This window comes from Shimia sp. (assembly GCF_039969785.1).
GTDB lineage: Bacteria > Pseudomonadota > Alphaproteobacteria > Rhodobacterales > Rhodobacteraceae > Shimia.
Window position 1 is genome coordinate 55,379 of record NZ_JBDVNC010000022.1, and the last position, 22,288, is coordinate 77,666.

The following is a 22,288-nucleotide window of genomic DNA, read 5'->3' on the forward strand; positions in this document are numbered from 1 at the left end:
CTCACCTCAGAATGCTCTTGCGTACGCGCGGATCAAGCACCGCAAGCAACACATCAGTCAGAAAGTTCAGCGTCACAATCGACGCGGTCAGCAGGAAGATAATCGCCCCTGCCAATTGCTGGTCATTTGAACGCGCCAGGGCTTCGATCAACAGCGCCCCGGCATCTGTCATCACAAGGATCAGCGCCACAATCGGCAGCTCATTAAAGATCCGGTTCAGATCGAACCCCAGCGAATTCACGATCGGCCCCAGCGCGTGCCGCGCCGGGTAATTCCAAAGCAGCTTGCGCCCGGATACCCCCCGCGCAGAGGCGGCCGTGACATAGAGCTTACCAATCTCATCCGACATCAGCGCCCGCACGGTTTGCAGCGCAAACGCCGTGGCGGACCAGCCCAGAATGAAAATCGGCAGCCAGGCGTGTTTCATCAGATCAACAAACTTGGCCCACCCCCAGGCCGCATCTCGGTATTCCTTGGAAAACAGCCCGGTCAGGGTTTCCCCGAACCAGACCGTGGAAATCAGCATGATCATCAGCGCCAGCAAAAAGTTCGGCATGGCCAAACCAAAGTAGCTGATGAATTTCAGCGTGTTGTTCAGAGTGGCATTGTTCGAAGCGGCGGCAATGATGCCCACCGGAATGGCAATGGCATAGGCCAGAACCAGCGAGGCCAGACAGATGCCCAGCGACAACCAGAATTTCTGCCCCAAAAGGTTGGCAATGTTCACGCGCAGGATACAGCTGTCGCCGAATTCACCCTGAAACGCGTTAGTAATCCAGACACCCCATCGGGTGAAAAACGGCTGATCCAGCCCCAGCCGTTGTCGTTCGGCTTCGATGTCGGCGACCGAAATACCGGACCCTTGAGTGTTCTTGAACGCCAGATACCGTTCGGCGCAATCGCCGGGCACCAGCTCCATCAGCGAAAACACCACCAGCGACACAATGATCAACGTGATCAAAGCCATCACCGCTCGTGTCACAACGAAGCGTCCGAATTGAAACATATGTCGGGTCCCCTGTCCCGCGGCTTCTTATTGGCGCGCCGGGACTTTCCTGTTGGTATCGGGGGCGCTGGATAACGCCCCCGACAAGTGTCATAGCCGGGTCATCAGCAAACGGTTTCCCTCATCCGGGACGCGTCTGCTCTGATCCGAAATTTCCCAAGCGGATTAATCTTCCAACCACCACTGTGCAGCGCGGTAAGGATAGGTCCGATAGTACTCATACGAGTGCGTCTTGGTTTCGGTGAAGTTGTGCAGCGCATTGCGGTGGATCATTGGCGCAGGCGCATTCACAGTACCGATGAACAACACGTTCTCAGCCATCTTCTTGACCATGCTTTCAGTCAGCGCCGCGAATTCCGGGCTGGCCTGATCGGCTGATTGCAACGCGTTGATGTCTTCCATCAGCTCTTTGACATAGGCTGGAGGCTCAACACCAGCGGACCCGCCGGATTCAATCCATTCAGCCCAAAGCATCGCAGACCGGTTGCCAAAGTAGTTTTCAAATGGTGGCACCCACAGTTCGTTGTTGCCAAGAACAATCGCCAACGGCTGACCTTTGCGCCACATCGACACGTCCAGCTTGTTGGAAGACTGTGCCGAACGATATTCATCTGGCGTCACTTCTTTCACAACTGAGTCGATGCCCACGTCACGCCAGTATTGCGCAACCAGCTCGACCGTCTGACCCGCAATACCCTGTGTCGAGTAGTTCAGGTTCAACACCAGCGGAGCGCCACTTGGCAATTCGCGTGTGCCGTCGCCATTGGTGTCCTTCAGACCAATCTGGTCCAGACGGGCATTGGCGCCAGCGGCGTCAAAGTCGGTCATGTACGTCAGCCACGACTCGTCAACGCCGCTTGGACGTGGCGAGAAGCCGATATATTGTTGTGGGATACCCTGACCAAAGAAGCCAACTTCGTTCAGCTCGTCACGGTTGATCGCAATCGACATCGCTTCGCGGAACTTCAGATCGCCAAACACCGCACGCTTTTCTTCGTCTTCATGTGTGACGTTAAAGCTAAAGGCACCCATGGTGATCTCAGGTTTAAGATCAACAGTATAGCCGCCTTTTTCCTGATTTTCCAACAGGATCGGCGCTGAGGCAAGCTGCAGCGACTGGGCTTTATAGTCAACTTCGCCGTTCACGATCTTGAGCAAACGCACTTCGTTGTCGTTGATGTAAACCTCGTCCTGCTCGCTGATATAAGGCAGCTGCTGACCGGTCACATCCACCATGTGGAAATACGGGTTCGCAACCAGATGGCGCCCTTCGGTGGTGTCGTTCACATAGATGTGGCTTTCCAGCGTTGGATGCGTGCCTTTGGGCAAACCATCAACCAGCTCTGGCTGTGACAGCATCGGTGACGGTGTATCCGTCCAGTCCGAGTTGCCGTAATACGCCTTGATCGCGGCATAGCCGTTTTCAAAACCCAGCGACTGCGCATAGCTATCCGCATCTGCGTTGATATCGGGGTGGAACTGGCCCAGGAAATGCTTGGGTTGGAAGCCTTGCGCATAGTGGGTGGCAAAGTGCGCCAACAGACCCGGCTTAGGCGCAGGCAGGTTGAACACAACAGTTTCGGCATCCGGCGCTTCCAGTGTCATGCGCTCGCCAGCAACGGTCACGTAATCCTTGGGCTTTTCAAAGATATTCGTGTCCATCATCAGGTTGTCATACCAGAACAGCACATCCGCGCTGGTGAATGGCTCACCATCTGACCATTTGTGGCCCTTGCGCAGTTTGAAAGTCAGCTGGGTGAAATCTGCATTCCATTCCCACGACTTGGCAATATTGGGAACGATGGTTTGCAGATCGTCCGAATAACGCACCAGATTCACGTGACGCACAGACAGGAAGTCCGACGTTCCCGCTTCGGTCGCGTTCGACAGAACATCCAGAGTGCCGCCAAATTTGCCGACGCTGTCATAAGGCACCATCACCAGCGGTTCCATCGGAATACGATCCGACAACGCCATCAGATCAGGGTTACCCTTGATCTTACCGTTCAGCATCTCGGAATCCGGGTTCCCGGAAAACTCCATCTTACATCCGGCAGCGGCTTCAAACTCGGCCAGCTCATATTGCTGTGGGAACGCACCAGCAGAGACACCCTGCATATCGGCGACCGTGATCGCCGGGCAATTCGCCATTGCGGCGGCAGGTAGCAGAGCAAGTGCTGCACCTGATAAAAGAAAACGTTTCATTTGACCTCCAGTTGTTTTTTTAGCCATGGCGGTTGGTTCCACCTTGGAATTTGCTTTGCGTTTATGTTGCTCGAGTAACTCAAAAAAAGCGCGACCCATACGTCTCATCCTGCTTTGCGACATCGCAAACAGATATATGATTCGAATGTAACCGCCGCATGAAACCAGAGAGGATATTTGTGCGTTTTTTTCGGTTTTTATTCAAACTATCCCGATTTTTTCGCAGTTTAGGCACTCATTACACGGCGCCACTCCCCGGATCTTCGGCACTCCCTATGTTGTTTTTTTACAGAAAAACCGGAATCCGAAGACTGATCAAGCGTTTATTAGCATCATGTGGGCTTATGTGTTTGATTTCGCGAAATTTGGGTTTTTGTTAATCAGGCTTTGAAAAACACCGCAAAAAGGCGCGGATGATTTGCAGGTCCTTGCGCATCGACAGGTACACAAGCGATTCAGACATCGTCATGCTCGACCCCAATATCGGCACCGCGCGCAACCGTTTGTCAAAGCCCATTTCCGCCTCGGACACAAACCCGATCCCGGCCCCGGACGCGACCACTTCGCGCATCGCTTCGCGCCCGTCGACTTCGATTGTCGGGTGCAGGTTAATGCGGCGTTCGACAGCCATACGTTCAAGGCCGCTGCGCGTCCGTGACCCCTGTTCGCGAAAGATCAGCGGCCAGTCGCGCAAGTCTTCAAAGGCGATACCCTCGGTCGATTTGGGTAAGATGTCTTTGGACCCGATGGCCATGATCGACGTCCGCCCCAAATCCAACTCATCCAGATCCTGTGCCGGTTCATGGTTGCCCACGACACCAACCTCAGCCTCATAATTGCGCAGCTTCTGCAAAACCTCTTCGGTGTTGCCGCTTTGGATCGACACAACGGCATGCGGGTTGGCCCGGCGAAATTTCTGCAACGCCTGCGTGATGTGAATCGCAGAATCAGCCACGATCCGCAGCGTGCCATCGATGTGGCTTTTTGACCGACTTAAGAAATCACCAATGCGCTCTTCGTCTTCAAAATACTGCCGCGTCAGCAGGAAAAGCTGCTCGCCCGCTTCTGTCAGCCGCACTTGCCTGTGGTCGCGACGAAATAACAGGACATCATGCGCCTGTTCCAGATTGCGCACCTGTTCGGACAGCGACGGTTGAGATTGATTCAATGCCTCTGCCGCACGGGAAAACCCGCCATGCAGCGCGACATGATGAAACGCTTTGATCTGACTATATCTCATACATAGGTAATACCTATGTTTTGATAGAAAAGAAAGATTTCACATATGGAAGCGGTCACGGTTATCTGAACACAAGGACTGAACAAGGACATGGTCATGGCGCATCCTATCCCGGCCCCGCATATGGGCGAACCCTATCTGCTGACTCCCGGACCGCTGACCACATCCTACAAGGTCAAACAAGCCATGCTGCGCGACTGGGGCAGTTGGGACAATGATTTCCGCACCATGACCCGCGATATGCGCGCGCGCCTTCTGGCCATGATCGGGGATGGGGCCGACGCCTATGATTGCGTGCCTGTGCAAGGGTCCGGTTCATTCGCTGTCGAGGCGATGTTGGGCAGCTTTGTGCCCCGGGATGGCAAAGTTCTGGTGCTGGCAAATGGCGCCTATGGCCTGCGCGCGTCGGCCACTATGGATTATCTCGACCGCGCCAAAGTCTTGTTGAACAAGGGCGATTACCTGCCGCCGCGCGGTCACGAAGTGTCTCAAATTCTCGCTGATGATCCAACCATCACCCATGTTCTGGCGATCCATTGCGAAACCTCGTCAGGCATCCTGAACCCGATCCAGGAAATTGCCGACGCAACCCATGCGCATGGCCGCAAACTGTTAATCGACTCGATGTCAGCCTTTGGTGCTCTGCCGCTGGACGCGGCTGCGTTGAACTGTGCGGCCTTTGTGTCGTCTGCCAATAAATGCATCGAAGGTGTGCCCGGCTTTGGTTTTGTTATTGCCCGGAAAAGCGAACTTGCGGCGGCCAGGGGCAACGCCCACTCGCTGTCGTTGGATGTCGAGGCACAATGGACCACCATGAACAAAACCGGCCAATGGCGCTTTACCCCGCCAACCCATGTGGTCGCCGCCTTTATCGAAGCCCTGAACGCGCACGAAGCCGAAGGCGGTGTTGCCGCGCGGGGCGCACGCTATACCCGTAATCGCGATGTGATGGTCGCGGGCATGCGCGATCTGGGCTTTGAAACATTGCTGGATGACACATGGTTGTCGCCCATTATCGTCACCTTCTTCTGCCCCGATGATCCTGCCTTTCAATTCGACCAGTTTTACGAATTGATGAAGCAACGCGGGTTTATCATCTATCCGGGCAAACTGACCGTTGCAGACAGCTTTCGTGTTGGCTGTATCGGGCAGATGGACGAACATGTGATGCGCCGTGTGGTGGATGCCGCCCGGCTGGCCTTGTCTGATATGGGTGTGGTGTCTGCCGCCCCACCCGTCGCCGCTTTGAACGAACGCAAAAAACTTGCCGCTTAAGGAAAACCTATGCCGATCAACTCCTCTGTCGTCGCCAATGACCGCACCTATGCTGCGCCAAAAACCTGCGCCATTGCCATCTGTCTGGACGGATGCGAGCCGGAATATCTTGATGTCGCCATTGCCGAAGGGCTGATGCCCACGCTGAAACGCATCCGCGAAACCGGCACCGACCGGATGGCCCATTCGGTGATCCCGTCCTTTACCAACCCCAACAACCTGTCCATCGCGACGGGCCGCCCGCCTGCCGTGCATGGCATCTGTGGCAACTACCTCTATGAACCGGAAACCGGCGAAGAAGTGATGATGAACGACGTGCGGTTCCTGCGCGCACCAACGCTGTTCTCCAAATATTACGAGGCCGGTGCCCGCGTCGCAGTGGTCACAGCCAAAGACAAACTGCGCGCTCTGCTGGGCGCCGGGCTGGAATTTGATCAGGACCGCGCCGTCGCGTTTTCGTCGGAACGTTCGGGGACCACGACCAAGGCCGAGCATGGCATCGACAACGCCTCCGACTGGCTGGGCATGCCCGTGCCCGAAGTCTATTCTGCCGAGCTTTCCGAGTTTGTGTTTGCCGCAGGCGTCAAGCTGCTCAAAGAATGGAAGCCGGATGTGATGTATCTGTCGACCACCGACTACATCCAGCACAAATTCGCCCCGGATGAACAGGGCGCCAAGGATTTCTATGCCATGTTCGACCGCTATCTGGCCGAACTGGACGCTTTGGGCGCGGCCATTGTGATCACTGCGGATCATGGCATGAAGCCCAAACACGACGCTAATGGCGACCCTGCCGTGATCTATGTGCAGGACGTGCTGGACGACTGGCTGGGGGAAAAAGCCGCCCGCGTAATCCTGCCAATCACCGACCCTTACGTAGTGCATCACGGTGCGCTTGGCGCGTTTGCCACTGCCTATCTGCCCGACAATGCGGACCGTGCCGATATCATCGCGCGCCTTGCCGCGTTGCCTGAAATGCTCGAAGTGCTCAACAAGGAAGAGGCCGTCACCCGGTTTGAACTGCCCGCGGACCGCATTGGTGATATCGTCATGGTTTCGACCGAGAACATGACCATTGGCACCTCTGCCGACCGCCACGATCTGGCCGCGCTCAAGGAACCGCTGCGCAGCCATGGTGGACTGACGGAACAAGAGGTGCCGTTTATCGTCAACCGGGTCATCGACCTGCCCGGCGCACCGGTCCTGCGCAATTTTGACGCCTTCTTTTACGCGGCCACCGCCGCCGCTCTGACCGAGGAACTCGCATGAACGCTGCTGCCGATATCCGCCACGAAGCGATGCGCATTGGTGGCGAAAAGGTCTCGACCGACGCGCGGGTCGAGGTGCTGTACCCGTATACAAACGAGGTGATCGGCACCGTGCCTGCGGGCACCGCCGAACACGCCGCGCGCGCGTTTGAGATTGCCGCCAACTACACCCCAACGCTGACACGGTACGAGCGCAGCCAGATCCTGCAACGTGCCGGTGAACTGATTGGGGAGCGCCGCGAATACCTTGCCAAATGGCTCACGCTGGAATTGGGCATCTGCCATCAGCATGCGATTTACGAAACCAAACGGGCACAGGATGTGTATCAGTTTGCCGCCGCCGAGGCGATCAAGGATGATGGCGAGATTTTTTCGTGTGACCTGACCCACAACGGCAAGGCACGCAAGATTTTCACCATGCGCGAGCCGGTCAACGCGATCAGCGCGATCACCCCGTTCAATCACCCGCTGAACATGGTCAGCCACAAGATTGCGCCATCTATCGCGACCAACAACTGTATGGTCTGCAAACCAACCGAGCTGACACCTTTGACCGCTCTGACACTGGCCGACATCCTCTATGACGCTGGCCTGCCGCCAGAGATGTTTCAGGTTGTAACGGGCCTGCCGCAAGACATTGGCGACGAAATGATCACCAATGACAATATCGACATCATCACTTTTACCGGTGGCGTGCCGGTGGGCAAAATCATCGCTGACAAGGCCGGCTACAAGCGCACCGCACTGGAACTGGGCGGCAATGACCCGCTGATAATCTGCAATGACCTGACCGACGCCGATCTGGAAAAGGCCGCGACCATCGCCGTGGCCGGTGCGACGGGCAATTCGGGCCAGCGTTGTACGGCCGTCAAACGTATCCTCGTTCAGGAAAGCGTCGCGGACCGGTTTGTGCCGCTGGTGCTGGAAAAGGCCAAGGCGATCAAATTTGGCGACCCTCAGGACCCGGCCACCGAACTGGGTTGTGTGATCCACGACAAGGCGGCCGAACTGTTTGAAAACCGTGTGTTTCAGGCCGAAAAAGAAGGTGCCGAAATCCTTTATCATCCCGGCCGGCGGGGCGCGTTGTTGCCACCCATCGTAATCGACAAGGTGCCACACGAATCGGAACTTGTGATGGAAGAAACTTTTGGTCCGATTGTGCCAATTGTGCGCGTGCCCGATGATGATACCGCCGTGATGGCAATTTCGAATTCAACCGAATTTGGCCTGTCTTCGGGTGTGTGCACCAACGACCTGAACCGCGCCATCGCCTATATCAACGGGCTGAACGTCGGCACCTGCAATATCTGGGAACAACCCGGCTATCGTATTGAAATGTCACCCTTTGGCGGCATCAAAGACAGCGGCAATGGCGTTAAGGAAGGCGTTATTGAGGCGATGAAATTCTTTACCAACGTAAAGACCTATTCGTTGCCATGGCCCTGATCCAGCATACCGAGGGAGAGGATAATACCTCGCCCGCGCGCGCTGAATGGTCCGCGAAAGAGGCGCACAGGCCCACCCGCGACCTGCTGCAACGTGACTCGGATGCGTTTATCCATCAGGCATTGTCCAGCCCTTGCGTGGCGACCATCGCCAAGGCCGAAGGCATCTGGATCGAAGACACCGCCGGGCGCCGCTACATGGATTTTCATGGCAATTCGGTGCACCATATTGGCTACGGCCACCCCCGACTTGTTGCCGCGATCAAAGATCAGCTGGACACCCTGCCCTTTGCCCCGCGCCGCTTTACCAATGACGTGTCTGTCGAACTGGCCGAAAAGCTCGCGCAGATTGCGCCGGGCGACCTCAACAAGGTGCTGTTCACGACCGGCGGATCAGATGCCAACGAAGTCGCGCTGAAAATTGCCCGCGCCGCGACAGGCCGCTTCAAAACCCTCAGCTTTTGGGACGCGTTTCATGGTGCCGGTTTTGGCGCAGCGTCCGTGGGCGGCGAAGCCACATTTCGCAGCCACATCGCCGGACCGCTTTTGCCCGGAACCGAACATGTCGCGCCGTTCAATTGCTATCGCTGTGCTTATGGGCATGCAAGCCCGGACAATTGCGCGCTGGCATGCGCCAATATGGTCGATTACGTGCTGGCGAAAGAGGGCGACGTGGCCGCTGTGATTGCCGAACCAATGCGCGCCGTGCCTGTGGTGCCGCCCCCCGGTTTCTGGAAAGCCGTGCGCGCCGCCTGTAGCCGGCATGGTGCCTTGCTGATCATGGATGAAATTCCCACCGGGCTGGGCAAGACCGGCGAAATGTTTGCCTTTGAACATGACGACATCGTGCCTGACATTGTGACTGTCGGAAAATCGCTGGGCGGGGGCATCCTACCGATCGCTGCCGTGATCGCGCGCGCGGCACTTGATGTGGTCGGCGATTTTGCCATTGGCCACTATACGCACGAGAAAAACCCGGTCACGGCCCGCGCTGCTTTGACAACTTTGCAGATTATCGAAGACGAAGACCTGATCGCCCGCGCGAAATCACTGGGCGCGCACGCGCTTGATGTCCTGCAGGATCGCATCGGCACGCACCCCAACGTTGGCGACATCCGAGGTCGCGGGCTGATGTTTGGCGTTGAACTTGTGCAAAACCACGAAACCCGCGCGCCGGCCCCTGATCTGGCGGAACGGGTTTATTACGCCTGCCTTGACGCGGGTCTCAGCTTCAAAATCAGCGCCACAAACGTGTTGACCCTGTCGCCACCGCTCACGATTTCCCGGTCTGATCTTGACCGCGCACTGGGCATTGTCGCTGATACAATTGACACCCTGAATTGAGTACCTCTGGCAGTTCACCGTTAACTATGCGCGCTTCAGAATCCGACACCGATGTCATACCGACGTAAAACCGACGGCTTGCCGAGGCTGGAAATGCCTCTTTATTCAACCTGTTAACCTTTATTTTGCAACGTTCGCTGACTGCCACATCCTGACAGGCGACGCAAATTTGCGCATCTGCGCAATTATTCACACATAACCAGATCATCGCATGGACATTGATTCCGCTACCCGCATAGACTGCGCGCAGGAGGCGCCCATGTCAGACACAACGGAAATCCACGCGACCCATCGAGAGGTCGAGCTTTTGGAAACCTTGCGGGCGCAGGGCGGATCGGCGCGCACAGCAAAGCTGGCCGAAACGCTGAGTGTCAGCGAAGAAACCGTGCGCCGGACCGTCAAAGCGCTGGCCAAATCCGGCCTTGTGGAACGTGTGCACGGCGGCGTCTACCTGTCCAATTCCGAAGCGCTGAGCCCGGTGGGCATGCGTCTTGGTACCCGTACACAGGAAAAGCTGAGCATCGCACGCGAAGTGGCCAAGCTGATCCCAAGCGGATCATCTGTGTTTCTCGATGTCGGCTCGACCACGGCCTTTGTGGCCGAGGCGCTGGCCAACCACAAAGACCTGACAGTGATCACCAATGGCTTGCATGCCGCCCACGCTTTGGCGGGTCAGAACGGCAACCGGGTGTTTCTCGCCGGGGGCGAATTGATGACCGTCGAAGGCGGCGCATTTGGTCAGGAAACCATCAAATTCGTCGAGCGCTTTAGTATCGATACAGCGGTCTTTTCAATCGACGGCGTCGACCCTGATGCTGGCTTCCTGCTAACCGCCCCGTCCGAGGCGGATCTGGCACGTGCCGTGGCAGCCCGGGCCCAGCGTACTATCGTGGGATGCGACAACGCCAAATTTGGCAAACGCGCGCCCATTGTGGCGTTTCCACATGACGATGTTGACCTCGTGGTCACGGATCAGGAGCTTAAGCCCGCTTTCCGTAAGCAATTGGAAATGTGGGAAATAGAGACCATTTTGACAAAGTGATCACTGGCTTTTCTGGTGCCTGCGCTGATGAATTGGACCCTTTTTGGTGATCTGATCCAGCGACAGGGTATGATCCATATTGCGCATCCGGTGCGCCAGCATTTGTCGGGTTAAACGCAGCTGATCGGCGCCATATTCCGGGCGTCCCGCAACGTTTTCAAACTCGCCTTTTGCGTCATGGTCAAACAAGATCGGCGGCAGATCACAGGCAAATTCGATCAGCGAAAACTGTCCATCCCGCAATATGCCCAAACAGGACTCGCTAACATCTGTGCCCAGCGCCTCTTGCCAGGCTGTCGCCCCCTGAACGTCGCCAAAATCAAACTCCGAGAACGTATATTTGCGCCAGTCCTGAGGAGCCTCTCCGGTCAGCAAAGGCAGCAATGATCGCCCATCAACCGAGTTCGGAATGTCCTGTCCGATCCAGTCCAGAATCGTCGGCATCACGTCAATAGATTCAGTCGGAACGCTCACTTGTGTCCCTGCCCGTTCCACATTCCCCGGCAGCCGCATGATCAGCGGAATATGATACGCCGCGTCAAAGACCGACATCTTACCCCACGCATGATGATCGCCCAGCAATTCGCCGTGGTCTGACGTGACAATCAAAAGGGTCGATTCGTACTGCCCGCTGTCCTTGAGGTAGTCCACGACACGCCCGATGTGGTGATCCACTTCGGTGGCCAACCCCAGATAAACCGCCCGCGCGGCTTGCGTCGTGACGTCATTCACCTCAAACCCCGGAAAGCCCAGAAACGCCCGCCCCGGTGTTTCCCTGAGCTGTGCCGGACCCATAAACGGATGCAATTCCGCTGCCTCCCGGGCCGTGTCACAGCGGGTCGGCATTGGCAGATTATCCGGGCTATACATCCGGTTATAAGGTTCCGGCGCGATCAGGGGCCAGTGTGGGCGAATATAGGTCAGATGCGCAAACCAGCTTTCGGTCTGGTAACCCGGAATGGTTTCCAGGAACCGATCTGTCAGAAACGCCGTGTCGCTGTCTTCCGCTTTGAAAAAGGTTGGATCTCCGATTTCTGCGGGTCGGTCGGGCGGGCTGACCGGCTTGTATACGTTTTCGTACCCGTCAAACTGATACCCTTGGCGGGTCAGATGCGCGCGCCAAGGAAATGACATTTCCATGCGCATTTCCAGCATCTCGTGAAATCCGGCCATCGGATATTCATAGGTCTGCACGGCGGGATCATTGGCGTCATGCACACGCGGGTCGGCGGCTGTGTCGGTGTAGCCGAACAACATCGGCAGGTATCCGGTTTTGCGCAGCTCGGTGGCAATATTGGGCGTGTCGTGGCGCAGCGGGGTTCCATTGCGCACAGAGCGGTGGTTCATCGCATACTGCCCGGTCAGCAACGATACCCGGGCCGGGCCACAAGGGCTGGTCACAGTGTAATGCCCTTCAAAGCTGACCGCGTCCTGCATCAGGGCCCGCATGTTGGGCAGATCCACATGATCCGCCAACGCACCAGCAATGCAATCCGCCCGCAACTGGTCGATGGTGATGAACAGGACGTTTTTCTGATGGCTCATTCCGCGATTCCTCTGCGCTCAGAACAAAGTCTTAGGAAAGCCACCTGGAGCGGTCCACCCAAATCAGACCTGGTACGAATGATTTTGCCCGAAACCTGATCACCGCGCCAGTTTGTTTGTGTGTTTTTGTGGATATTTTGCAAGTTTATCGCAAATTTTCACTCACACCCCACCATTTTCCCATGAAATTTGATATGCCCACTTGCGCCTGCCCCAACTGCTTGATGATATGGCGCTCAAAATCAGCCGCCTGCAAACAGCTGCGCGGCAATCATTTCAGGGAGAGTGCACAATGACCACGGAGCTGAATTTCGAGGCGCTGAAAGCACAGGTCGCCGACGGCACCATAGATACGGTTCTGGTGTGTTTGGTCGATATGCAGGGACGCCTGATGGGCAAACGGTTTCACGCGGGCCATTTCGTTGCCGGCGCGTGGGAAGAGACCCATTGCTGCAACTATCTGCTGGCCACCGATCTGGAGATGGGCACGCCGGATGGCTATGCCTCAACCAGTTGGGAGGGCGGCTATGGCGACTATGTTATGAAGCCCGATCTGACGACCCTGCGTCCGATCCCATGGCTGGACGGAACCGCAATGGTTCTGTGTGATGTTCTGGACCACCACACCCACGCCGAAGTGCCCCACTCGCCGCGCGCAATCCTGAAAAAACAGGTGCAGCGCCTGACCGAAATGGGGTTTGACGCGATGACGGCAACCGAACTGGAATTCTTCCTGTTCGAGAAAAGCTTTGATGACATCCGGAAGGACAAATGGCGCGATCTGGAACCGATTTCAGGCTATAATGAAGACTATCACATCCTGCAAACCACCAAGGAAGAGCACGTGATGCGCCCCTTGCGCAATCACCTTTGGGATGCCGGGCTGCCGATCGAAAACACCAAGGGCGAAGCGGAAGCCGGGCAGGAAGAGCTGAACATCAAATACGCGCCTGCTATGGATACGGCTGAGTTTCACACCATCGCCAAACACGCGACCAAGGAGATTGCCTGGCAACATGGGCATGCGGTGACGTTTCTGCCAAAATGGCATCACGACAAGGTTGGCAGCTCCAGCCACGTGCACCAATCGCTGTGGAAAGACGGGAAACCCGTATTTTACGATGAAAACGACCCGCTGGGCATGTCCGACCTGATGAAATGTTACATGGCCGGTCTGCTCAAATACGCGCCGGATTACACGTATTTCATGGCGCCCTATATCAACAGCTACAAGCGGTTCATGAAGGGCACTTTTGCCCCAACCCGGATCATCTGGTCGGTCGACAATCGCACGGCCGGTTATCGGTTGTGTGGCGAGGGCACCAAGTCTGTGCGGGTGGAATGCCGCATTCCCGGGTCAGACATGAACCCATATCTGGCCATTGCGGGCATGTTGGCGGCTGGTATTGCCGGGATCGAGGAAAAGCTTGACCTGCAACCCCCGTCAACCGGGGATGTCTATCAGGGCGATACCGGCATGATCCCGGGCAGCCTGCGCGCCGCGCGGGATGCGCTGCACGGCTCGACCATGCTGCGCGCCGCGATGGGGGACGATGTGGTTGACCACTATACCCGCGCCGCCGAGGTCGAAATCGAGGAATTCGAGCGGGTTGTGACCGACTGGGAAATTGCGCGCGGTTTTGAACGCGCCTAGGCGTTTTGACACGATAGGGCAACGAATGCTTCACGCGCGCGGCTTGAGTATTTTTGGCAAAATGAAGACTGCTTAAGAGAGCAGAAAAAAGTTGGGAGTATGGCCATGGGCCAGACATTGAAATGTGTTTCACCAATCGACGGCACGGTTTATGCCGAACGTGAAACGATGGATCGCGATGCCGTCGCAGCCCTTGCCGCGCGCATGAGACAGGCCCAGTCGGGCTGGGCGGCGCGCCCTTTGCAAGAGCGGGTCGATCTGGTGATGGCAGGGGTTGCCGCCATTGGTGCCATGAACGACGAGATTGTGCCTGAGCTGGCGCATATGATGGGACGTCCCGTGCGCTATGGCGGTGAATTTGGCGGCTTTGAAGAGCGCGCCAGCCATATGGCAGACATCGCCTCAGAGGCGCTGGCCGATATCCAGGTGGGCGAAGATGACAGCTTTAAGCGCGCCATCAAGCGTGTGCCACACGGGTTGGTTTTTGTCGTCGCGCCGTGGAACTATCCTTATATGACGGCGATCAACACCGTGGCGCCCGCGCTGATCGCGGGCAATGCGGTGATGCTGAAACACGCCACTCAGACATTGTTGGTGGGCGAGCGTATGGCAGCGGCATTTCATGCGGCCGGCGTCCCCGAAGGCGTGTTTCAGAATGCGTTTCTGGATCACGACACCACCAGCGCATTGATTGCGGAAAACACGTTTGATTTCATCAACTTCACCGGATCTGTCGGCGGCGGGCAAGCCATGGAGCGCGCAGCGGCAGGCACATTCACAGGGCTTGGACTTGAACTGGGCGGCAAAGACCCGGGTTATGTCATGGAAGATGCCGATCTGGACGCGGCCGTGGACACGCTGATTGACGGCGCGATGTTTAACTCGGGCCAGTGTTGTTGCGGCATTGAGCGCATTTACGTGCATGAGAGCCTGTTTGACGCCTTTGTCGACAAGGCGGTGACGATTGTCAGAGGCTACAAGCTGGGCAATCCGCTGGACAGCGAGACCACGCTTGGCCCAATGGCCAATGTGCGTTTTGCCGACCTTGTGCGCGCCCAGATTTCCGAGGCTGTCGCACAGGGCGCAACCGCACATATCGACACGTTTGTTGAAGACGATGGCGGGGCCTATATCAGCCCGCAGATTCTGAGCAATGTGACCCACGACATGCGTGTGATGCGCGAAGAGTCGTTTGGGCCAGTGGTCGGCATCATGAAAGTGTCGGGTGATGAAGAGGCAATCGCTTTGATGAACGACAGTAACTTTGGCCTGACGGCCAGCCTGTGGACCCGGGATATCGACCGGGCCGTTCGGGTTGGCGACCAGATCGAAACCGGCACTGTGTTCATGAACCGTGCAGACTATCTTGATCCGGGGCTGTGCTGGACAGGGTGCAAAAATACCGGGCGCGGTGGGGGCTTGTCTGTGATCGGGTATCACAACCTCACGCGTCCCAAATCCTATCATTTGAAGAAGGTCACAAGCTGATGTCGATTGTCGGAAACTGGTCCTATCCCACGGCCATCAAATTTGGTGCAGGGCGCATTGTCGAGCTGCCGCAAGCCTGCGCGCAATCGGGCATCAAACGCCCGTTGCTGGTCACCGATCGCGGGCTGGCCAATTTGCCTGTCACCCAGTCTACGCTGGATATTCTGGAGGCGGCCGGATTGGGCCGCGCGATGTTTGCAGAGGTCGACCCCAACCCGAACGAGCTTAACCTTGCAGCCGGAGTTGCCGCCTATCAAGCGGGTGATCATGACGGCGTGATTGCCTTTGGTGGTGGCTCGGGGCTGGATCTGGGCAAAATGGTTGCGTTCATGTCGGGCCAGAGCCGCCCGGTCTGGGATTACGAAGACATTGGCGACTGGTGGACGCGGGCAGATGCCGACGCGATTGCCCCCATTGTGGCGGTGCCCACCACCGCAGGAACCGGGTCCGAAGTCGGGCGCGCCAGCGTGATCACCAATTCAGAGACCCATGTGAAGAAGATCATTTTTCACCCCAAAGTCCTGCCATCTGTAGTGATCTGCGATCCTGAACTGACCGTGGGCATGCCCAAATTTATCACTGCGGGCACGGGCCTTGATGCCTTTGCCCATTGTGTTGAGGCCTATTCCAGCCCGCATTATCACCCGATGTCGCAAGGCATTGCGCTGGAAGGTATGCGGTTGGTCAAGGACTATTTGCCCCGCGCCTATGCGGATGGCACGGACATTGAAGCCCGCGCCCAGATGATGAGCGCGGCATCAATGGGCGCCACGGCGTTCCAAAAGGGGCTCGGCGCGATCCACGCCATGAGCCATCCGGTGGGCGCTATGTTTAACACCCATCATGGCACCACAAATGCCGTTTGCATGCCCGCAGTGCTGGCATTCAACGCGCCGCAAATAGCGGACCGGTTTGGCGCGGTCGCGGCCTATCTGGACATATCCGGGGGCTTTGACGGATTTCGCAGCTTTGTGCAGGACCTGAACGATGCTCTGGGTATTCCCCGTACCCTGTCTGAACTGGGCGTTGAAAAAACCGCCATTCCGCAATTGGTCGAGGGTGCGATCATCGACCCAAGTTGCGGTGGCAACCCGATAGAGCTGACACGCGACAACCTGACGTCGTTGTTCGAAACCTGTATCTAGACCTGACAGCCCGGGGCCGGATCAACCGGCTTCGGGTGCCAGCACCAGATCGAAATCAACCCGTGAATAGGCCTCAGCCACTGAGCCTGACAGGGCAAACCCGTCGGGGAAACTGCCTGCGGGTTGTTTGACATAGGTCATCACCAGATCATCGCGCACACCAAACACCGTGTCCTGATCAAGGTAGGGATCATCATCCGGGAAAACCTCGGTCACGAGATTGCGGAAACCGTCTGCCGAAACGATATAATGCAGGTGCGATGGTCGCCATGGATGACGCCCCGCCGCGCGCAAAATGTCACCGACCGGCCCGTCATCGGGTACCGTATATTCAACAGGGCGCACCGTTGTGAACGCATAACGGCCGTTTTCATCTGCCGTCATCAGACCATGGAACGAATGGATATCCTGATCCGGGTCCTGGCTGGAATACATGCCATTGGGAGCGGTTTGCCAGATGTCGATCTGCGCGCCCGGGATCGGGTTGCCTTCAAGGTCGCGTATTGTGCCTTCGACCACCAGAACCTCGCCTTCAAAGTCACGCTTCATATCACCGCCAACGTCCAGCGGCGGCGGGTTGGATACGTGAAATGGTCCCAACACAGACGAGCTGGTTGCCTCGGGTGTTGAGTGCAACATATCGACCAACGATGACATGCCCAATACATCCGACAACAACACAAACTCTTGCCGTTCGGGCGTGGTGATGTCCCCGGCGCGGGTCAGAAAGTCGATGCCGACACGCCACTCGTCATGGGTCAGGTTCACCTCACGGGCAAAGTCATGCATGTGTCGCGCCAGAGCGGACAGAACTTCACGCACACGCGGATCGGTTTCCTCGCTGAAATAGGCTGAAAACACATCGGTGATATTATCTTTGGTGACTGTGCGCATCTGCGCCTCCTAGTTCAGAATGGCCAGGCTGAGCGCCGGATAGCGGATCAGCAATACAAGAACGATCAACATGACCCCTGCAAAAGGCAGCGCCCCGAGGAACACGTCTTTGAGAGAGATGCGCGGATCGTTGAGAGTGGCCTTGATGACAAAACAACTAATGCCCAGCGGCGGGGTCAGCAGGCCAATTTCGGCGCCAACCACGGTGATGATGCCAAACCATACAAGGCTCAGCCCCATAGGTTCGATCAGCGGCAGGAACAACGGCACCACGATCAGAATGATCGACGCGGTGTCCAGCAGCGTGCCCAGAAACAGCATCAACAGCACATACAGGAACATGATGGTAAAGAAGCTGGCATTGCTTCCGGCAAGCATGTCGCCCAATTCATTTGGCAACCCGGCCAGACCCAGCATACGGCTATAGATTGACGCCGCCGTAATCAGGAACAGGATCGACGCGGTGATGTGCCCGGTTTCCAGAAGCGCTTCCCAAAACCCCTTGAGCGTGATGCGGCGACGCACCAATGCGATCAGCAAAGCAACAAGCGATCCGGTTGCGCCCGCTTCGACCGGGGTCAGCCAACCTGTGTAGATACCGCCCAGAACCACTGCAATCAGGCCCAGTGTTGGCAGTGTCTTTGAGGCGATCTCGCCCCATGGCATCACTTCGTAATCTTCTGCCGGACGTCCGCCAACAAATTTCGGGAAAAACCGTCCCATGAACCAGATGGCACCGATATATGCCACGGCCAGCATCAGACCGGGCACGATGCCCGCAAGAAACATCTCGCCGACCGATTGTTCGGCCACAAAGCTGTAGATGATCAGCATCGCCGACGGCGGAATGATCATTCCCAGCACGGATGACCCGGCCACAACACCAACGGCGAACCGCGGATTATAGTCATAGCGCAACATCTGCGGGACCGAGACTTTGGAAAACACCGAAGCCGACGCAATGGAGGATCCGGTGACAGCCGCGAACACTGCATTGGCCCCCACGGTCGCCATTCCGATACCGCCTTTGACCCGGCGGAATCCCGTGCTCATGACTTCGTAGACATCGCCGCCCAGCCCGGCCTTGGACACAACCAGCCCCATAAAAGTAAACAGCGGCACCGTGGCAAACGCGTATTCCATCACACTGTCGCCAACTGCAATTTTCAGCAGGTTCATCGACAGTTCAAAATTGTCGCGCATAAACCAGATGGTGACAAATGACACCACACCAAGCGCAATCGGAATGTACACCCCAAGATAAATCAGGATGACAATGGCACCGACCGAAGCCATGCCAAGTTCAACGGGGCTCATTACTTGTCGTCCTCATGTTCAGGAACCCGCACAAGTTTTGGCTTGTCCGCGGGGGTCAGGACTTTGAGCGCAAAGATCAGCGTGCACAGACCGGCGCTCAGGAAAATGGTGAGTTTGATCGGCCACCACGGAGCGGTGAAAACGCCCGGTACGCCGAAATAGTCTTTGGTTTCCCACATGTCAGTAAATTCCGGCCAGATCGCAATCGCGATCAGCGCCATGAATATTGCCGAAACGGTTTCGATTACATGCCGCAACCCGGCTGCAAATCGTGGATACTTGCTGCCGATCACAACCAGAAACCCGTCAGAACGTGTCAGGCGATTGACCCGCACCACGTCTGGAAGTTGCAGGAATACGATCAGCACCATCGAGAATTGCACAACTTCGACTGCGCCCAGAAATGGCGCGTTAAACACGCCTCTTGCCACCACGTCAAAGTTCACAACACCCACAAGGCCCAGGACAACAAGAGTGCCAATGGCATTTGCGCCGATCGCCACTCTGTTGCTACCTTTGGACAGGGCCAGAACCAGTGTTTCGTAAGCTGAATTAGCCAAGGTTCGGCCCTTTCCTTTTTCTTACGCGATTACTGAGCGGACCAGTCGCGAACACCGGTGAAACCGGCTGCTTCCAGCTTGCCCAGATAGGCGTTCAGCATTTCGTTGCCGGGTTCGCCTTTGTCGTTCAACGTTGCCGCCCATTCTGCAGCAATATTTGGCATTGCTGCTGCCCAGGCTGCGCGGTCTTCGGCGCTGGCCTCGGTGATGGTGCCACCTGCTGATGTATAGGCGTCTCGGCTAGCAGCCGCGCGGTCCATCGCAATTCCTGCCACGTGATCACGATACATAACCGCGACTTCGAGCAAAGTGTCTTTCACTTCGTCAGGCAGACCTTTCCAGTAGTCAGCGTTCACAGTGATGGTTTTGGAGTTCACAGCGCCCAGATCAACGGACAACATATGAGGTGCAACTTCGGCAATTTTGAACGTCTTGGCAGCTTCGGGCCACAACATTGCTTTGTCGACCAGCCCGGTATCCAGCATGTTGTAGAAATCGGTGAGACCGCCGCGAACACCAGCTGCCCCGTCAATGCCTTCCAGATAGCGCAGGTTCATGCCAGCGCCGGCCACTTTGCTGCCTTCGATGTCTTTGATCGAAGTGATCGGGTCTTTCGAAAACACCTGATAGGTGTCCAGAACAACACCGGTCGCCAGATAGACCTGATTTTGTTTGGCAAATTCGTTCTGCATAGTGGGGTATTCTTTGGCAATCTCGTCAACCGCCTTTGCAACCGCCCGTGCATCTGCCGCCACAAAAGGTGTGACCGCCGAAATCGCCTGACTTGGCAATTTGGACGAATGGAAGATTGTGGTCACGATACCAATGTCACCCAACCCCAGCTTAACGCCTTCCAGGACACCCTTGGGCTTAACAATGGCACCGCCATAGCTTTCCTGCCAGTCCATCTTGTAGTTGCCGGTTTCCGCCAGTTTTTTGTCCACTTCGGGAATAAAAAAGCCGGTGAATTCTTTGACCCAAAGCGCGCGCGCCGGGTAGCCGTCGATCACAACCGCTTTGATTGTTTCTGTGGCATAGGCCGGAATAGCGGTCAGTCCCGCCATCAGCACCCCAAATGCCATGCTTTTCGAAAATACAGCCATCGTTTCCTCCCTTGATGGTTTTGTTGAGGTCAGGCTTTGCGCCAGTTCACCTCTACTTTGGTACCCGCTGCTTCAAACAGCTTTGATATCGCACAATATTTCGCAGTTTCTGTCGCGACCTTGTCCAGCTCTTCCTGCGTGGCAGACCCGTGGGCGGTCACCTCCAGACGGATCGCCGGAAAGGGTACATCAACCTCTGCCTGAAGCAGCACGCCGCGGCGGTCGAATTCAACCTCCATCGCGTAATCAAGCTCTCCGATCTCGACGCCAAGCGCATGGGCGCATTTGTTGCCAATCGACGTGGTGCACCCCATCAGCGAAGTATAGGCGAATTCGGTTGGTGACGCGCCAAGATTGGTGCCGCCGCGTTCAATCGGCTCATCAATGATGACGTTCAGATCGCGCACGGAAACGTCCGTGCGCGCATGCGACGGAGAGTGACCCGAGACTTTTAGTTTGATAACCGTTTTTTGTCGTATCGCCATTATGTCCTCACGCGAATGAACAGACTTTGTCGAATGGAAAACGCGGCAATTTCTGGAAAAGCGCGCCTTCATCGGCATAGCCAAAATTACATAGAAAATTCGATTTCAACGTTGTCCCCGCAAAAAACTCTTCATCAACGACCGCGTTCGAAAAGCCGCTCATAGCGCCGACATCCAGCCCCAGCGCCCGCGCTGCGATCATGAAATAGGCGCCCTGCAGCGTACCATTGCGAAAGGCCGTCACTTCAGAGTGCTCAGGTTTACCCTGAAAATGTGGCCGCCGGTCTTCGTGCGGAAACAGAAACGGCAGTTCAGTCCAGAACTCCAGATCATGCGCGATAATCGCCGTGACCGGCGCTTCCATCATCTTATCGATGTTTTTGTCTTTCAACGACTTAGCCAGCCGTTTCTTACCCTCTTGCGAGGTTACAAAAATAAACCGCGCCGGGCAGGTATTCATGCTGGTGGGCCCGGCGGCGGTGATGTCATAAAGTCTGTGCAGCGTCTCATCTGAGACCGGACGATCCTGCCAGGCATAGTGCGACCGCGCATCCGTCAGAATCACGTCAATCGAATCGTCATCCAGCACAGTGCGTCTTTCACGAAGCGCGCGAACGGCCTCTTGTGCTTCAGCGCGTGCCTTTTCAAGCACTTCACCAGTTAAAGCAGTCATCAACTATTCCCTCTGGCCCGCAGGCTCTTTGGTATCCCCTGAAAACATGAACAATGCGAGCGTGCCGCGTTCTGGCCTGACACCCAATCTGGCGCTCATCGATGCATTCTACAAGTCTTTCCTCATTGCGCTCATTTTGACGATGATATTTTACCTTGTCAAATAAAATCGATATTTTATTATGAACTGGAAAAATGGAGGTGATCGCATGGTTGCGTGGAATGACTACAAGGAAATGGCACGCGGACGCGGCGCCCTGGCACTGGAACTTTTTGTCGTAGAATCGACACCGGCCGGCGCGCCCGAAGCCGTTAAGGACAATTTACCCGACCATCTTGCTTATCAGCGCAAGCTCGAGGAAAACGGCACGCTTGTTCTGGCGGGGCCCCTGTCTGATCCAACTGGCGAAATCATGGTTGGCGCGGGTCTTATTCTTTACCGCGCTGCCACGATGCAGGACGCGCAAGGTCTGGCCGAGGCTGACCCGATGCACGCGTCCGGAGCACGCAGCTTTACCGTGCGCAAATGGCTTGTGAACGAAGGCAATCTGACCGTCAACGTGGGTTTGTCGACCGGATCAGCCAGGCTGGCCTGATAGG

General features: G+C 56.5%; 19 protein-coding genes. 9 read left to right on the forward strand and 10 right to left on the reverse strand.

What is annotated here, in order from left to right; translation table 11 throughout:
* Position 1 precedes the first annotated feature (1 nt).
* The 3 genes from ABJI08_RS11565 to ABJI08_RS11575 form a co-directional block, all read right to left on the reverse strand.
* Complete coding sequence (locus ABJI08_RS11565) at positions 2-1,006, reverse strand: ABC transporter permease (protein ID WP_348401992.1); 1,005 nt, start codon at positions 1,004-1,006, stop codon at positions 2-4.
* Between the two features lie 165 nt (positions 1,007-1,171).
* On the reverse strand, positions 1,172-3,211 hold the full coding sequence (locus ABJI08_RS11570; RefSeq protein ID WP_348401993.1) for an ABC transporter substrate-binding protein: 2,040 nt from the start codon (positions 3,209-3,211) through the stop codon (positions 1,172-1,174).
* Positions 3,212-3,587: 376 nt separating this feature from the next.
* Positions 3,588-4,451, reverse strand: a complete 864-nt coding sequence (locus ABJI08_RS11575) for a LysR substrate-binding domain-containing protein (protein ID WP_348401994.1) — start codon at positions 4,449-4,451, stop codon at positions 3,588-3,590.
* Positions 4,452-4,547: 96 nt separating this feature from the next.
* Between ABJI08_RS11575 and ABJI08_RS11580 the strand changes: the two genes are divergently transcribed.
* The 5 genes from ABJI08_RS11580 to ABJI08_RS11600 all read left to right on the forward strand — a co-directional run bounded on the left by ABJI08_RS11580 (position 4,548) and on the right by ABJI08_RS11600 (position 10,825).
* The gene (locus ABJI08_RS11580; protein ID WP_348401995.1) at positions 4,548-5,726 is read left to right on the forward strand and encodes a 2-aminoethylphosphonate--pyruvate transaminase; all 1,179 of its coding nucleotides are present in this window, start codon (positions 4,548-4,550) and stop codon (positions 5,724-5,726) included.
* A 9-nt stretch (positions 5,727-5,735) separates the two neighbouring features.
* Positions 5,736-6,995, forward strand: coding sequence for a phosphonoacetate hydrolase (gene phnA / locus ABJI08_RS11585; protein ID WP_348401996.1), 1,260 nt, complete (start codon positions 5,736-5,738; stop codon positions 6,993-6,995).
* The gene (phnY, locus tag ABJI08_RS11590; protein ID WP_348401997.1) at positions 6,992-8,440 is read left to right on the forward strand and encodes a phosphonoacetaldehyde dehydrogenase; all 1,449 of its coding nucleotides are present in this window, start codon (positions 6,992-6,994) and stop codon (positions 8,438-8,440) included. The genes phnA and phnY overlap by 4 nt, the downstream gene beginning before the upstream one ends.
* The gene (locus ABJI08_RS11595; RefSeq protein ID WP_348401998.1) at positions 8,431-9,783 is read left to right on the forward strand and encodes an aspartate aminotransferase family protein; all 1,353 of its coding nucleotides are present in this window, start codon (positions 8,431-8,433) and stop codon (positions 9,781-9,783) included. The genes phnY and ABJI08_RS11595 overlap by 10 nt, the downstream gene beginning before the upstream one ends.
* 259 nt (positions 9,784-10,042) lie before the next feature.
* Entirely contained in the window at positions 10,043-10,825 is a 783-nt protein-coding gene (locus ABJI08_RS11600; RefSeq protein ID WP_348401999.1) for a DeoR/GlpR family DNA-binding transcription regulator, read from the forward strand.
* Here the strand turns inward: ABJI08_RS11600 and ABJI08_RS11605 are convergent, their stop codons facing one another.
* Positions 10,826-12,370, reverse strand: a complete 1,545-nt coding sequence (locus ABJI08_RS11605) for a sulfatase-like hydrolase/transferase (protein ID WP_348402000.1) — start codon at positions 12,368-12,370, stop codon at positions 10,826-10,828.
* 292 nt (positions 12,371-12,662) lie between these two features.
* Between ABJI08_RS11605 and ABJI08_RS11610 the strand changes: the two genes are divergently transcribed.
* From ABJI08_RS11610 to ABJI08_RS11620, 3 genes are all read left to right on the forward strand, one after another.
* Positions 12,663-14,024 carry a glutamine synthetase family protein gene (locus ABJI08_RS11610; RefSeq protein ID WP_348402001.1) on the forward strand — a complete coding sequence of 454 codons (1,362 nt, stop codon included), beginning with the start codon at positions 12,663-12,665 and terminating at the stop codon, positions 14,022-14,024.
* A gap of 105 nt (positions 14,025-14,129) precedes the next feature.
* Positions 14,130-15,512 carry an aldehyde dehydrogenase family protein gene (locus ABJI08_RS11615; protein WP_348402002.1) on the forward strand — a complete coding sequence of 461 codons (1,383 nt, stop codon included), beginning with the start codon at positions 14,130-14,132 and terminating at the stop codon, positions 15,510-15,512.
* Positions 15,512-16,657 carry an iron-containing alcohol dehydrogenase gene (locus tag ABJI08_RS11620; RefSeq protein WP_348402003.1) on the forward strand — a complete coding sequence of 382 codons (1,146 nt, stop codon included), beginning with the start codon at positions 15,512-15,514 and terminating at the stop codon, positions 16,655-16,657. The genes ABJI08_RS11615 and ABJI08_RS11620 overlap by 1 nt, the downstream gene beginning before the upstream one ends.
* A gap of 21 nt (positions 16,658-16,678) precedes the next feature.
* Here ABJI08_RS11620 and ABJI08_RS11625 read toward each other — a convergent pair whose 3' ends face one another.
* The 6 genes from ABJI08_RS11625 to ABJI08_RS11650 are packed head-to-tail and all read right to left on the reverse strand — an operon-like array spanning position 16,679 to position 21,689.
* A complete protein-coding gene (locus tag ABJI08_RS11625; protein ID WP_348402004.1) occupies positions 16,679-17,551 on the reverse strand; it encodes a dioxygenase in 873 nt (290 codons plus the stop codon).
* A 9-nt stretch (positions 17,552-17,560) separates the two neighbouring features.
* Positions 17,561-18,868, reverse strand: coding sequence for a TRAP transporter large permease subunit (locus ABJI08_RS11630; protein ID WP_348402005.1), 1,308 nt, complete (start codon positions 18,866-18,868; stop codon positions 17,561-17,563).
* Entirely contained in the window at positions 18,868-19,428 is a 561-nt protein-coding gene (locus ABJI08_RS11635; RefSeq protein ID WP_348402006.1) for a TRAP transporter small permease, read from the reverse strand. Before ABJI08_RS11635 ends, ABJI08_RS11630 begins: the two co-directional genes overlap by 1 nt.
* Before the next feature lie 29 nt (positions 19,429-19,457).
* A complete protein-coding gene (locus tag ABJI08_RS11640) occupies positions 19,458-20,531 on the reverse strand; it encodes a C4-dicarboxylate TRAP transporter substrate-binding protein (RefSeq protein WP_348402007.1) in 1,074 nt (357 codons plus the stop codon).
* Between the two features lie 29 nt (positions 20,532-20,560).
* The gene (locus tag ABJI08_RS11645) at positions 20,561-21,016 is read right to left on the reverse strand and encodes an OsmC family protein (RefSeq protein WP_348402008.1); all 456 of its coding nucleotides are present in this window, start codon (positions 21,014-21,016) and stop codon (positions 20,561-20,563) included.
* A gap of 7 nt (positions 21,017-21,023) precedes the next feature.
* Positions 21,024-21,689, reverse strand: coding sequence for a malonic semialdehyde reductase (locus ABJI08_RS11650; protein WP_348402009.1), 666 nt, complete (start codon positions 21,687-21,689; stop codon positions 21,024-21,026).
* Between the two features lie 181 nt (positions 21,690-21,870).
* Between ABJI08_RS11650 and ABJI08_RS11655 the strand changes: the two genes are divergently transcribed.
* Complete coding sequence (locus ABJI08_RS11655) at positions 21,871-22,284, forward strand: YciI family protein (RefSeq protein ID WP_348402010.1); 414 nt, start codon at positions 21,871-21,873, stop codon at positions 22,282-22,284.
* The last annotated feature ends 4 nt before the right edge of the window (positions 22,285-22,288 follow it).

Excerpts from the sequence above, each read along its gene's own strand:
- ABJI08_RS11565 (WP_348401992.1), bottom strand. The coding sequence starts at position 1,006 with ATGTTTCAATTCGGACGCTTCGTTGTGACACGAGCGGTGATGGCTTTG.
- ABJI08_RS11570 (WP_348401993.1), bottom strand. The coding sequence starts at position 3,211 with ATGAAACGTTTTCTTTTATCAGGTGCAGCACTTGCTCTGCTACCTGCC.
- ABJI08_RS11575 (WP_348401994.1), bottom strand. The coding sequence starts at position 4,451 with ATGAGATATAGTCAGATCAAAGCGTTTCATCATGTCGCGCTGCATGGC.
- ABJI08_RS11580 (WP_348401995.1), top strand. The coding sequence starts at position 4,548 with ATGGCGCATCCTATCCCGGCCCCGCATATGGGCGAACCCTATCTGCTG.
- phnA (WP_348401996.1), top strand. The coding sequence starts at position 5,736 with ATGCCGATCAACTCCTCTGTCGTCGCCAATGACCGCACCTATGCTGCG.
- phnY (WP_348401997.1), top strand. The coding sequence starts at position 6,992 with ATGAACGCTGCTGCCGATATCCGCCACGAAGCGATGCGCATTGGTGGC.
- ABJI08_RS11595 (WP_348401998.1), top strand. The coding sequence starts at position 8,431 with ATGGCCCTGATCCAGCATACCGAGGGAGAGGATAATACCTCGCCCGCG.
- ABJI08_RS11600 (WP_348401999.1), top strand. The coding sequence starts at position 10,043 with ATGTCAGACACAACGGAAATCCACGCGACCCATCGAGAGGTCGAGCTT.
- ABJI08_RS11605 (WP_348402000.1), bottom strand. The coding sequence starts at position 12,370 with ATGAGCCATCAGAAAAACGTCCTGTTCATCACCATCGACCAGTTGCGG.
- ABJI08_RS11610 (WP_348402001.1), top strand. The coding sequence starts at position 12,663 with ATGACCACGGAGCTGAATTTCGAGGCGCTGAAAGCACAGGTCGCCGAC.
- ABJI08_RS11615 (WP_348402002.1), top strand. The coding sequence starts at position 14,130 with ATGGGCCAGACATTGAAATGTGTTTCACCAATCGACGGCACGGTTTAT.
- ABJI08_RS11620 (WP_348402003.1), top strand. The coding sequence starts at position 15,512 with ATGTCGATTGTCGGAAACTGGTCCTATCCCACGGCCATCAAATTTGGT.
- ABJI08_RS11625 (WP_348402004.1), bottom strand. The coding sequence starts at position 17,551 with ATGCGCACAGTCACCAAAGATAATATCACCGATGTGTTTTCAGCCTAT.
- ABJI08_RS11630 (WP_348402005.1), bottom strand. The coding sequence starts at position 18,868 with ATGAGCCCCGTTGAACTTGGCATGGCTTCGGTCGGTGCCATTGTCATC.
- ABJI08_RS11640 (WP_348402007.1), bottom strand. The coding sequence starts at position 20,531 with ATGGCTGTATTTTCGAAAAGCATGGCATTTGGGGTGCTGATGGCGGGA.
- ABJI08_RS11645 (WP_348402008.1), bottom strand. The coding sequence starts at position 21,016 with ATGGCGATACGACAAAAAACGGTTATCAAACTAAAAGTCTCGGGTCAC.
- ABJI08_RS11650 (WP_348402009.1), bottom strand. The coding sequence starts at position 21,689 with ATGACTGCTTTAACTGGTGAAGTGCTTGAAAAGGCACGCGCTGAAGCA.
- ABJI08_RS11655 (WP_348402010.1), top strand. The coding sequence starts at position 21,871 with ATGAACTGGAAAAATGGAGGTGATCGCATGGTTGCGTGGAATGACTAC.